We start from the raw sequence: 13,716 nt of genomic DNA on the forward strand, positions 1-13,716 counted from the left end.
CAAGAATAGTAAGAAGTAGTCGCTACATAATATTTAAGCTTTGCAGTAGCTACGCATATAAAAATGATTTTTATGAGATTGTAGCAAATATTCACAAGTTAGAATGAAATTCTTTTATTATTGTTCTTTGATAAGTTCAAAAAGTAAAATTTTATACTATAGGTGAAATCTATTCTTCTTTAATGTAAATATCTGTAATTTATGAAAATTTTATTCATATAACAATTATACTAAGATTTCTTATAAATATTTTTCAGTTTAATTTTTGGTTGGTGAATAATTCAGGCTAAGATTTCTTATAAATATTTTTCAGTTTAATTTTTGGTTGGTGAATAATTCAGGTTAATCTTATTATTATACATCAAAATCCAAAACTTTCAACTACCTCTCTTAGCATATCCCTTATTTTTAAATTATATGGACACTTTGTTTCACATAAGCCACACTTTATGCAGTCAGAGGCGTGTCTTTTCATTGCGGTATATCTTTCTGTTGCCCAAGCCTTTAAATCATACCTATCATAATAACCCTTCAAAATAAAGGAGAAAGGTATATCTATTCCTTGAGGACAGGGCATACAATATCCACATCTTCTGCAAAAGCTTTGAGTATATTTTTCCTTTATTTCTTTACACTTTTTCATCATTTCATCATTAAATTCTATATCTACAGCTGATATATTTTGTTTTACCTGTTCAATGCTATCCATACCTGGTATAACAGTTGAAATATTTTTGTTGTTTAGTATATAGGATATTGCAAGTTCACTATCCTCTAACGCCCCACCTGCTAAAGGCTTCATTGCTATTACTCCAATATCCCTTTCTTTTGCCTCTTCGAATAACTTCTCTGCTTGGTCCTCTACTATGTTGTAGGGGTACATAATAGTTTCAAATACATCATACTCTAATATCTTTTTTAATAAATCAAGGCTATGGGAAGTTATACCGATATGCAAAATTTTACCACTATTTTTAGCCTCAAGTAGTGCCTCAAGAGCTCCACCCTCCGTCATTACTTGCTTTAGGGTTTCTTCATCCTTAACATTATGAAGCTGATAAAGGTCTATGTAGTCTGTCCTTAAATTTTTAAGGCTCCTTTCAATATCCTCCTTCATTGCATCCTTAGTTCTTGCCATTGATTTTGATGCAATATAAACTTTTTCTCTTATTCCTAAAAGTGCATTGCCTATGTATTCTTCACTAACTCCATATCCTCTTGCTGTATCAATAAAGTTTATACCACCTTCAACAGCAAATTTTATAACTTTCTCTGCTTCTCTTTGGGTTATTCTTTGAATAGGAATTCCTCCAAAACCAACTTCAGACACCATTATGTTTGTTTTACCTAATCTTCTTTTTTTCATAAGCCTACCCCCTCTATGTTTATTATAAATTAAAATAAGCCCTATTGAAAGGGCTTAAGGAGGTAAACTTATGATAAAGTTAGGCCCTATGGCCTAACTTTATTACATTACATTAGCTTTTCCACTATATACCATACCATTTCTTGGGTCTATAGTAACAAGTGTGCCTGACTTTATTATTTCTGTTGCACCCTCTGCACCAACTATAACAGGAATTCCTGCGTTTATACATTCTACTGCAACGTGTGATGTAAGTCCTCCTTCTTCTGCAACTACACCACTTACTCTATCCATAATGATTGGAAGTTGTTCCTTTTCTATGTTTCTAACAACTAATATGTCACCTTCATTTAATTGTTCCTCAAGCTTTGACATATCTGTTACAACACAAGCTGTTCCATATGTTGAGTTACCCATTCCTTTTCCTTTAACAAGTACATCTCCAACTATATGTACCTTCATTAGGTTAGTTGTTCCTGTATATCCAACTGGAACACCTGCTGCTACAACAACAAGGTCTCCCTTCTTAACATATCCGTTGTTTAGAGCCTCTTGAACTGACTTTTCTATTAATTCATCAGTAGTTTCAACCTTTTCTGTAATAACTGGGAATACACCCCAAGAAACTGCAAGCTTTCTTGCCACTTCTTCATATGGAGTAACTGCTATAATTGGGCACTTTGGTCTATACTTTGATACCATCTTTGCTGTGCTTCCTGATTGAGTTGCAGTAATTACTGCTGAAGCATTAAGTTCAGTAGCCGCAGTAACTGTTGCAAGGCTTATAGCATCAGGAACTGAATTTTTGTGGTATGCTCTTCTCTTTTCAAGTATTGCTTGATAGTTAAGAGCACTTTCTGCCTTTTCTGCTATTCTTGCCATTGTTGTAACTGCTTCGATTGGATACTTACCATTTGCAGTTTCACCACTTAGCATTATAGCATCTGTTCCATCAAATATAGCATTTGCCACGTCACTTGCTTCTGCTCTTGTTGGTCTTGGATTTCTCATCATTGAGTCAAGCATTTGTGTTGCAGTTATAACTGGCTTACCAGCCTTGTTACACTTTTCTATAATCATCTTTTGAACAAGTGGAACTTCTTCTGTAGGAATTTCAACACCAAGGTCTCCTCTTGCTACCATTATACCGTCTGATAGCTTTAGAATTTCATCTATGTTGTCAACACCTTCTTGATTTTCTATCTTTGATATTATAAGTATTCCTTCTCCTCCGTTCTTTTCAAGAACCTTTCTTATTGCTATAACGTCTTGTGGCTTTCTAACGAAGGAAGCAGCTATTATATCTACGCCTTGTTCTATACCAAACTTAAGGTCTGCTATATCCTTTTCTGTAAGAGCTGGAAGGTTTATCTTAACATTTGGTACATTAACTCCTTTATAGTTGCTAACAGGTCCACTGTTTTGAACTGTACAGTGAATGTCTTGTCCTTCTATCTTTTCAACCTTAAGTCCTACAAGACCATCATCTATTAGTATTGTATCTCCAGGCTTTACATCTTCGTGTAGCTTGTCGTATGAAACAGAACAGATTGTATTATCTCCTTCAACTTGTCTTGTTGTTATTATAAAGCTTTGTCCTTCAACAAGCTCAACCTTTTTATCCTTAAATGTACCTGTTCTTATTTCTGGTCCCTTTGTATCAAGTAGTATTGCAACAGGCTTGTTAAGTTCCTTTCTTAACTTCTTTATTGTTTCAATTCTTGCACCGTGTTCTTCGTGGGAACCGTGTGAGAAATTAAGTCTTGCAACATTCATTCCACTTTCAATAAGTTTTCTTAAAACTTCTTCCTTTTCGCTTGCAGGCCCTATTGTACATACTATTTTTGTCTTTCTCATAATTTCACTCCTTTTAATTAATATCCTAATATTTTAGATAGTTCATAAAGCTTCTTATGGTCATCTCTTCTCTTTTCCATTTCAAGAGCCTCAGTTATATCAAAATCTACAATCTTGTTGTCTCTTATACCAACAACCCTCTTTGACTTTCCTTCAAGTAGAAGTTCTACTGCTCTTGCTCCAAGTCTTGAAGCTAATATTCTATCAAAGGCTGTTGGGCTTCCACCTCTTTGAATGTGTCCAAGAACTGTTGCTCTTGATTCAATTCCTGTAACTTCTTCTATCTTCTTTGCAAGTTCTTCTGCACCACCTATACCTTCAGCAAGAAGAATTAGGTTGTGTAACTTTCCTTTAACTTTGCCTTCAATTATAGTTTTACAAAGTTCATCAAAATTATAATCTTCTTCAGGAATTATTATGCTCTCTGCTCCACCTGCAAGTCCTGCGTATAGTGCAATATCTCCACAGTGTCTTCCCATAACTTCAACAACACTTACTCTTTCGTGGGAAGTTGATGTATCTCTTAGCTTGTTTATAGCATCAAGTACAGTGTTAACTGCTGTATCAAAACCTATTGTATAATCTGTGTATGCAAGGTCATTATCTATAGTTCCTGGGATTCCTACTGTCTTTATATCCCACTCATCTGATAGAAGCTTTGCTCCTGTGAAGGAACCATCTCCACCAATAACAACTAAGCCTTCTATACCAAATACCTTAAGTACGTTGTAGGCCTTCTTTCTTCCCTCTGGTGTTCTAAACTCTGCACTTCTTGCAGACTTAAGGATTGTTCCACCTCTTTGGATAATATCTGAAACGCTTGATCTTGTCATTTCAAATATTTCTCCATTCATAAGTCCGCTGTATCCTCTTTGTATTCCCATAACTCTTAAGCCATTTGCTATACCTGTTCTAACAACTGCACGAATAGCCGCGTTCATACCTGGTGCGTCTCCGCCACTTGTTAATACTCCTATTGTTCTCATTTTATTACCTCCTTTTTTGTCCATAGGGACAAGCTATGTCCCACTCTTGTTATAAAAAATATTATCATACAATTTACCAAGAAGAACTGGTAAAAGGATAATTCAAAAATTGTCTTAATTATAATATGTATCTTGTCCATTCCTATTATTCGTGTCTACTAAAATGTTTTTCTAAATTAAAATGCAACTAAAATTTAATATTTATTCAATTGTCATCAAAAAGCTAACAAGTTAATTTTAAAAAATTTGTCAAATAAAATCAATATAAAAATCGTTAATTTTTTTTATTTATTTTATTTAAAAAATCATAGGGACAAGTTAAATTTTATATTGTCCCTATGATTTTGTCAAAGAAATTTACGAGATTTTTATGTTTTCGGCACCAATTTTATTTGTAAGCTCCTCCATTAACTCCTTTGTTAAATCAACCCAAAGTTCTCTTGATGCCTGAAACATCTTCTTTGAATTACTCAAAACGACATACACAGGGTTATTCCCACTATGTTTTTTTAATATTGGTTTTAACTCCTCTATCTCATTATTCCAGCTATCTTCATTTAATCTTATATATACCTTATTTATTTTAAATTCGGTATTTCTTAAAGGCTCTATCTCATCTGCTATTACCTTTGGCTGTTCATCTTCTTTTATACTTATTCTTCCCTTAATTAGTACTATATTATCCTCTAAAATGTTTTTATTTGACCTTTGAAATATTTTAGGAAATACCAAAACTTCTACACTGCTATATAAATCTTGAACTGTTATAAATGCCATCATATCATTGTTTCTTGTAGCCTTTATATTTACTGATGTTATTATCCCTGCAATAATGACCTTTTCCCCATCTTTAACCTTATGTTCAATTGCTACTTCTCCATCATCGATACTTACTATATCCGATATTTTAGTTGTTGCAAGAAGCTCTATTTCCTTTTTAAACTCGTCAAGTGGATGTCCACTTATATAAAGCCCCATCATCTCCTTTTCCATAGCAAGAAGATGTTTTTTGTCAAACTCCTTGATATTGTCATATTCTTCCTTTACAGTATTTTGATTTTGTGTATCGAGTCCAAACAGGGACATCTGTCCATCAATTGTTTTCCTCTTTTCACTTGCAACAGCATCCATTATCCTTTCAAAGGAGGCCATAAGTTGTGATCTTCTTATCTTTAATGAATCAAAGGCACCTGCCTTAATCATACTTTCAACTGCCTTCTTATTCACTTCAGACAGATTTACTTTGTAACAGAAATCAACAAACCCTGTAAAGGTACCCTTTTTTATTCTTGCCTCCTTTATTGCCTCAACAGCACCACGTCCAACATTCTTTATTGCACCAAGTCCAAATCTTATTTTATTGCCTATTACAGTAAAGGAGTAATCACTTTCATTTACATCAGGTGGTAAAACCTCAATACCCATCTTTTTGCAAGCTTGAATGTAAAAGGCTACTTTATCGTTATTTCCAACAACACTTGTAATGAGGGCTGTCATAAACTCTACTGGATAATATTTCTTTAAATATGCTGTTTGGTATGCTACAACCGCATAGGCTGCTGCGTGGGACTTATTGAAGGCATAGCTTGCAAAGTCAATCATAAGGTCAAATATCTTATTGGCAACCTCTTCACTTACACCATTTCTTACTGCACCCTTTACAAGTATGTTCCCATCTTCATCATCAAGTCCATATATAAAGTTTTGCCTTTCCTTTAGCATTACATCGTGCTTTTTCTTTGCCATTGCACGGCGAACAAGGTCTGACCTACCTAATGAATACCCTGCTATATCTCTAACTATCTGCATTACCTGTTCTTGATAAACCATACAGCCATACGTTACATCAAGAATAGGCCTTAGTTTTTCATCAAGATACTCAATGTTATCTGGGTTGTTTTTATTTTTGATATATGTTGGAATTTGATCCATAGGCCCAGGTCTGTATAGGGATATACCAGCTATTATATCTTCAAGGGAGTTTGGTTTAAGTTCCTTCATAAAGTTTGTCATTCCTGTTGATTCAAGCTGGAATACTCCCTCTGTGTTGCCTTGGCTTATAAGTTCAAATACTTCCTTGTCATCATAGGTTAGTTTATCTAAATCAACATCTATTCCTCTATTTTTCTTAATTAAATCAATTGTATCTCTAATAACTGTAAGAGTTCTGAGGCCTAAAAAATCCATCTTTAAAAGCCCAAGTTCCTCAAGTATTGTCATAGGAAACTGTGTTACAACTGCTTCATCATTTTTAGAAAGAGGAACAAACTCAACAAGTGGAGCTGATGCTATAACAACACCTGCTGCGTGGGTGGAGGAGTGTCTTGGAAGCCCCTCAAGTGATTTTGATATATCAATTAGATATCTTATTCTTTCATTGTTTTCATATTCTTGTCTAAGTTCAGGGTTTAACTCAAGAGCCCTATCTATAGTTATATTAAGCTCCATAGGAATCATTTTTGCTATTCTGTCAACCTCTGCATAGGGATAGTTAAGTGCTCTTCCAACATCCCTAATTACAGCCCTTGCCGCCATCGTACCAAAGGTTATTATTTGTGCTACCCTATCCTGACCATATTTTCTAACAACATAGTCAATAACCTCTTGTCTTCTTTCATAGCAAAAATCAGAATCTATATCGGGCATACTTACTCTTTCTGGGTTTAAAAATCTTTCAAATAGCAGGTTGTACTTTATGGGATCTATCTTTGTTATGCCTAATGTATAAGCAACAATGGAACCTGCTGCAGAACCACGTCCAGGTCCTGTTATTATGTTATTGTCCTTTGCAAACTTAATAAAATCCCAAACTATTAAAAAGTAATCAACATACCCCATCTTTTCTATTACTGAAAGCTCATATTCCAATCTATCAATAATATCCTGAGTCACGTTACTATATTTTTCATATAACCCTTCAAAACAAAGCTTTCTAAGATATTCATTTGATGGGATTCCATCTGGTGTTTCAAACTTTGGAAGTTTAGTAACATTAAACTCAAACTCAACATTACATTCATCTGCAATCTTTAATGTGTTTGAAAGGGCCTCTTGATAGTCCTTAAAAATCTCCTGCATCTCTTCTATTGATTTAAGATAGAATTCATCTACCTCAAAACTCATCCTATCTTCATCATCTATTGTTTTACCCGTTTGTATGCAGAGAAGTATTTCGTGGGCCTTTGCATCCTCCCTTTCAACATAATGGACGTCATTTGTTGCAACTAAGGGAATTCCTGTTTCCTTAGACAATTTTACAAGAAGCTCATTTACTTTTTTCTGTTCATCAAAGCCGTGGTTTTGAAGTTCAAGATAGAAATTTCCCTGACCAAATATTTCGTTATATAAAAGCGCCTTCTCCCTTGCTAAATCATAATCACCCTTTAAAAATAGAGATTGTATCTCCCCTCCTAAGCAGGCACTTAGGGCAATTAAGTCTCTACTATTTTCCCTCAAAAGCTCATAATCTGCCCTTGGTTTATAGTAAAAACCGTCTATAAATGCAGAAGAAACTATCTTCATCAAATTCTTGTAGCCTTCATTTGTTTTAGCAAGAAGGACCAAGTGATAATTTTCTGCATCAATACTACCTTCTTTTCTAAAGCGTCCCCTTGGTGCAACATATACTTCACAACCTATAATTGGCTTTATGTTGTTCTCTTTACATTTTTTATAGAATTCTATTACTCCATACATACTGCCGTGGTCAGTAATGGCAAGGGCATTCATATTAAGTTCCCTTGCCTTTTTTACTAATTTATTTATCTTTGCTGAACCATCAAGAAGGCTGTATTCTGTATGGACGTGTAGGTGAACAAAACCCGACATATTAACCTCCATCAATTTTTCTTTAGTATTTTTGCACTAAGGATTGCCTTCCCTATAAGTTCCTTTTCATTTTCATTATACATCTCAATTTCAACTTTTGAATAATGTCTTCCCATATCTATTATCGTTGTATTTATAGTAACAACCGAATCTACCTGAACTGGCTTTACATAAAAAACAGAAAAAGAGTCAACTGCAATATTAAGATGATTTCTCTGCCTTAGTGCAATAGTTCCTACCGTTGACATAACTAAAGTTAGAGCGTTCCAACTTGCTGTTCCTATTGGATTTAACATCTCTGGTATTATTTTTCCTGTAAATTTCATTCCCTTTTCTGTATTTATACAAGTAAAGTTCTTTAGTACTAAATCATCTATGGTTTGTCCCACCTGCGGTTGTCTATTAACATACTGTAGTGCCTTTATAACATCGTGCCTACTTACCACACCAACAAGTTGCTTATTCTCAACAACAGGAATTAATTCAATCCCCTCCCAAACAATTATATGTGCAACGTAGGCAACAGAAGTTTTTGGCGTTACAGTAATAGGTTCCTTTGTCATATATCTACCAACTGGATCATCATCTTCTGCATCAAGCTTTATATCCTTTATTGTTATAATACCTACAACCTTATTAAAATCATCCACAACCGGGAACTTACCGTGCTTTGTTATAAGCATTTTTTCCTTAAGTTCCTTTATAGTAGAGTTAACATTGATGTAGGATATCTCTGTCTTCATTATATCTTCAACAAGTATTATATCCTTTTTTATTAGGTTTTCTGATATTGCCTTATTTATCATTGAAGCTGTTGTAAAGGTGTCGTAGGTTGATGAAATAATTGGAAGTCCCTTTTTATTCGCAAGTTGTTTTATTTCATCAGAACAAGTAAATCCACCTGTAATCAAAACAGCACAATCTTTTTCAAGAGCAAGTCTCTGTGCCTCTTCTCTATTACCAACAATCAAAAGATTACCTGGAGATATATATTTTTTCATTATCTCAAGAGTCATCGCACCTATAACAAATTTATTCAATGTTTTATGAAGACCATCTTTTCCCCCAAGCACTGAACCTTCAACTATGTTTACAACCTCTGCATAGGTTAAGTTTTCTATGTTCTTTTTTTCAACCTTTTCAATTCTAACAGTTCCAACTCTTGGTATTGTACTTACAATTCCCAATGTTTCTGCATCCTTTATAGCTCTATATGCAGTTCCATCGCTTACATCCAAAGCATTTGCTATTGATCTTACAGAAATTTTAGTACCCACCTTAAGACTTTGAATGTATTTTATAATCTCCTCGTGTTTTGACATAGCTCCACTCCCTAACCTTAAGTCTTAATAATAATTATATCAAAAAAAGGGCTTTAAACATAGCCCTTAGGAATCTTTTAATTCTTCTGCGATTTTTTCTATTTTTCTTAATCGATGATTTACACCTGACTTTCCAATAGGAGGATTTAACATCTGTCCAAGTTCCTTTAAGGATACATCTGGGAAGTTTAATCTTAGCTCTGCAATCTCCCTTAAATTTGGTGGAAGCTTTTTTAGCCCTACCTTTTCCTTTATAAAATTAATTGATTCTATCTGTCTTACAGCCGCATCAACAGTCTTATTAAGGTTTGCTGTTTCACAGTTTACAAGCCTATTAACATTATTTCTCATCTCTTTATATATTCTAACATTTTCAAGCTCTAAAAGTGCATTATGTGCACCAATTATATTTAAAAGGTCAATAATCTGTTCACCTTCTTTTAAATAAACAACAAAATTACTCTTTCTCTGTATTACCTTTGATGTTAGGTTGTATGAGTTTATTAGTTTCATTAAATCTTCAGCATATTCAAGGGAATTTGTAACAAACTCAAGATGGTATGTCTTTTCAGGATTGCTAATTGAACCTCCACCTAAAAAAGCTCCTCTTACATACGCACGTCTACAGCAGGATTTTTTTATAATCTCAGGATGAATTTTATGGTAAATACCTAAGGTACCATCCGAGTGCTGTTTTAGTATCCCTGTTTTTAATAATATGTCCTTTGCCCCCATCTCAGGTGTTATTAAAAGCATATAGATGTTGTTCTTTTTAAAGGTACTGTTCTTTTTTACCATTATGTCTGTATGAACACCAAATATATTTTTTAAAAGTGAAAAAATCCTTCTTGCAATGGCAGGGTTTTCTGTTGTAACCCTTAAACCAAGTCCATTCTTACCATTTATTTGAATTGTTCCACTCATCTTCATTATTGCAGAAAGTTCCGCCAGCTGACAGCAACTCTTTTCGTCTTGAATTCTGCACAGTTCACTTTTTGCAACCGACGAAAAGGACATTATATCACCTACCTTTTGTTCTTTAGTCTTTCGCTTAAATAATAATAATCTAATACTCTTCTTCTATCGTTAGGGAAAATGTATTTTATAATAAGCTCCATTATTGTTTTTGCCAATACCTTTGTATTGTGTCTTAAAAGGCCATTTTCATTAATATAAACAAGGTCTTTAAATATTATATCAACTGTATCCCTAATATTTTCAACGTCATTTTCAACAACTTCTTGTCCGTCCTCTTTATACTTTTTAAAATACTCCTCTGGTATTTTACCATTATTTGCTATTATAAAGTTTATAAACTTTCCACCACAGTGCTTTTCAATTGCATTTAGATGGTCGGATAGTTTATATCCTTCTGTTTCGCCAAGCTGAGTCATTATATTTGAAATATAAACCTTTATAGCCTTTGATTTTTTCACTGCCTCTGCAACCTCTTTTATTACAAGGTTTGGCATTATACTTGTATAAAGGCTTCCTGGACCTATAATTATACAATCAGCATCTTCAATTGCTGCAATTGCTTCATCTAAAGGTTTTGCATCTTGAGGTTCAAGAAAAATGTAATCTATTTCCTGTTTTTTTTCATAGCAAACCTCAGGAATAACTGACTCACCCTTTACAATCTCACCGTTTTTCAACTTTGCACACAGAGTAACATCTGTCAAAGTAACAGGATAAACCTTCCCTTGAACTGCAAGAACATCACTCATCTTCTTTATCGCATCTTCAAAATTATTTGAAATACCATTCATTGCTGCTATAAAAAGATTTCCAAAACTTTGTCCCTTAAGATCTCCATCTGTAAACCTATACTGCATAAGTTCTTCCATTAGGGGCTCGGTATGTGCAAGTGCAACAAGGCAGTTTCTTATATCACCAGGTGGGAGCATTCCTAATGTTCTTCTCAACTTTCCAGAACCTCCACCATCATCTGCAACTGTAACTATTGCAGTTATGTTTGTGGTATATTCCTTAAGACCTCTGAGCATTGTTGAAAGACCTGTTCCTCCACCTATCGCAACGATTTTAGGGCCTCTTACCTGCATTCTTTGCTCGAAGAATTTATTTGAAACAGTTTCTTTGTTTACCGAAACACCTGTTATAATCTCCATAAAATTTTTAAAAGCCAATTTTATAGAGGCATACATTAGTATTATTCCGACAATTAATATATACAAAAACAAAGCAAAATAGGAATCATATATTAAACCTCTAAATAAAATTTTTGAAATACCTAAAATAAATAGCAAAAGACCACAAAATCCCATCAAAATCCATCTTTTGATGTTAAGACCCGGCCTAAACCATTCAAATATCATCATTACTTTCCATCCCCCGCTAAATCCTTTGTTATATCTCTATGCGATATAAGTACAGTATGGTTATTATTTTTTAGAATTTCATAAATTTTGTTTGCTATTGCAACGGAACGATGTCTTCCACCTGTACATCCTATTCCAATAACAAGTTGGGATTTTCCTTCTCTTATATAGTTTGGTATTAAAAATTCTAAAAGGTCGGTTGTCTTTTCAACAAATTTATTTGTCTCATCCCATTTAAAAACATAGTCGTAAACTTCCTTATCTATTCCTGATTGTCTTTTTAGTTCATCTATATAATAGGGATTAGGAATAAATCTTACATCAAATACAAGATCACAATCAAGGGGAATTCCATATTTAAAGCCAAAGGAAGTAACTGTTATAATTAGACTTTCAAATTTTTCACCCATAATATAAATCTTGTTTATCTCTTCCTTTAGTTGTCTTACTGTAAGCCTTGAAGTATCTATAATATGGCTTGCCTTTGATTTTATATCCTCAAGCTTTTTTCTTTCTTCAAGAATTGCATCTTCAATTCTTTTTCCTGATGAAAGTGGATGACTTCTTCTTGATTCCTTAAACCTTTTTATTAAAACATCATCCTGTGCATCAAGGAATAATATTTCATATTTTAACCCCATATCTTCAAGGGATTTTAATCCCACGAATATGTTATCAAAGAAATTTCTACCTCTAATATCAACAACTATTGCTATTCTATCAATTTTCCCCTTTGATTGATAGCATAATTCTGCAAACTTTGGGATAAGTGCTGGTGGCAAGTTGTCTATACAAAAAAATCCTATATCCTCTAAGCACCTTATAGTTTGAGTTTTACCAGCACCTGATAGACCTGTAACAATCACAAATTGCATAATTGACCTCCTTAATTATTTTTCTGCATTAATTATTCTTGTCGGTGGAAGATTTGCCTGTTTTGCAACATCTAATGCCCAATCAAAATTACCAACATCTTGAGGTTTGTGGGCATCACTATCTATTGAAAACATAACTCCCTCTTCCATTGCTATTTTAACATAATCTAATGTTAAAAATCTATGGCTTGAATTAATTTCAAGAGCTGTTCCTCTTTTTGCTGCTGCCTTTGCAAGTTCTCTTGTATCAATATCAACCTTTGCACCTGGATGAGTAATTATATCTATTTTATACTTGTTTATTGCTTTTATTAACGCATCAGTATTTGTTCTTCTGCACTCTTCTCTTAACTTCTTATTATACTTTGCCATTTTGTTTTTAATATATAGTATATAAAAATCCTTTAATGATTTGAGTTTTGCACCATTATGAAAACCAACTAAAAGCTTATCAAGAAGTTTTAATTCTTTTTCTGTTACATCTATATCTCCTTCAGTACTTATAATATTCGCCTCAACACCTAAATAGATTTTTATTTTATCCTTATATTTTTCGTTTAACTTATCTATTTCTGCCCTCATCTTCTTCAATTTTTTATAATTTACACCGAAAAACATATGACCAGGGCCGTGATCAGATATTACAATTTCCTTTAATCCTTTATTAATCGCTGCAACTACATTTTCTTCTATTGTACCTTTACCGTGGCTGTATATCGTATGTGTATGGTAATCACCAATAATCTTTATCATATGTACCACTCCTTGGTTTAGGATTTTTAAATTATTTTATCATATAATTCTAATTATAGCATTATTAACATAGGGACGGCAGAGATTTCGCATCTAATTTCCAGTAAAGCTTTTTTCTTTATAGGAAATTAGATTTTTTCTATTTTATTGAAATTTTGGAAGGGAAAAAGGCCGTAGGCCATGTATATAGATACACCTTCCCCCTCCCCATCATAATGAAAAGCTGTATTTCCAATTTTATTATCGACTATGCGGTGTTAAAAATTGGATTAATCCAATTCATAATTATCAACATTTCATCTTTCAAATCTTCTATTATATTTATCTGCAAAAGCCTTTTTTCTCTGAATCCTCGAATGTTTCTAAAAAAGTATAATTGGGTTAAGTTAA

Annotated in this window: 9 protein-coding genes; all 9 read right to left on the reverse strand. The window is 33.5% G+C overall.

The genetic code is table 11. The annotated features are described in order from the left end of the window. Nucleotides 1-361: 361 nt before the first annotated feature. Nucleotides 362-1,366 carry an aldo/keto reductase gene (locus BUB63_RS11620; RefSeq protein WP_073249936.1) on the reverse strand — a complete coding sequence of 335 codons (1,005 nt, stop codon included), beginning with the start codon at nucleotides 1,364-1,366 and terminating at the stop codon, nucleotides 362-364. A 102-nt stretch (nucleotides 1,367-1,468) separates the two neighbouring features. Continuing rightward, complete coding sequence (pyk, locus tag BUB63_RS11625; RefSeq protein ID WP_073249938.1) at nucleotides 1,469-3,223, reverse strand: pyruvate kinase; 1,755 nt, start codon at nucleotides 3,221-3,223, stop codon at nucleotides 1,469-1,471. A 17-nt stretch (nucleotides 3,224-3,240) separates the two neighbouring features. Continuing rightward, on the reverse strand, nucleotides 3,241-4,209 hold the full coding sequence (pfkA, locus tag BUB63_RS11630) for a 6-phosphofructokinase (RefSeq protein WP_073249940.1): 969 nt from the start codon (nucleotides 4,207-4,209) through the stop codon (nucleotides 3,241-3,243). 357 nt (nucleotides 4,210-4,566) lie between these two features. Further along, nucleotides 4,567-8,037: a DNA polymerase III subunit alpha gene (locus BUB63_RS11635; RefSeq protein WP_073249942.1), complete on the reverse strand. Its 3,471-nt coding sequence runs from the start codon at nucleotides 8,035-8,037 to the stop codon at nucleotides 4,567-4,569. An 11-nt stretch (nucleotides 8,038-8,048) separates the two neighbouring features. Beyond that, nucleotides 8,049-9,359, reverse strand: a complete 1,311-nt coding sequence (locus BUB63_RS11640; protein WP_027307625.1) for a DRTGG domain-containing protein — start codon at nucleotides 9,357-9,359, stop codon at nucleotides 8,049-8,051. 66 nt (nucleotides 9,360-9,425) lie between these two features. Beyond that, on the reverse strand, nucleotides 9,426-10,376 hold the full coding sequence (whiA, locus tag BUB63_RS11645; RefSeq protein WP_027307626.1) for a DNA-binding protein WhiA: 951 nt from the start codon (nucleotides 10,374-10,376) through the stop codon (nucleotides 9,426-9,428). A gap of 8 nt (nucleotides 10,377-10,384) precedes the next feature. Next, entirely contained in the window at nucleotides 10,385-11,698 is a 1,314-nt protein-coding gene (locus tag BUB63_RS11650) for a gluconeogenesis factor YvcK family protein (RefSeq protein ID WP_073249944.1), read from the reverse strand. Beyond that, nucleotides 11,698-12,573: an RNase adapter RapZ gene (gene rapZ / locus BUB63_RS11655; protein WP_027307628.1), complete on the reverse strand. Its 876-nt coding sequence runs from the start codon at nucleotides 12,571-12,573 to the stop codon at nucleotides 11,698-11,700. The genes BUB63_RS11650 and rapZ overlap by 1 nt, the downstream gene beginning before the upstream one ends. Before the next feature lie 15 nt (nucleotides 12,574-12,588). Then, the gene (locus BUB63_RS11660) at nucleotides 12,589-13,326 is read right to left on the reverse strand and encodes a PHP domain-containing protein (protein WP_242947374.1); all 738 of its coding nucleotides are present in this window, start codon (nucleotides 13,324-13,326) and stop codon (nucleotides 12,589-12,591) included. Between the last annotated feature and the right edge of the window lie 390 nt (nucleotides 13,327-13,716).

The organism is Caloramator proteoclasticus DSM 10124 (assembly GCF_900129265.1).
GTDB lineage: Bacteria > Bacillota > Clostridia > Clostridiales > Caloramatoraceae > Thermobrachium > Thermobrachium proteoclasticum.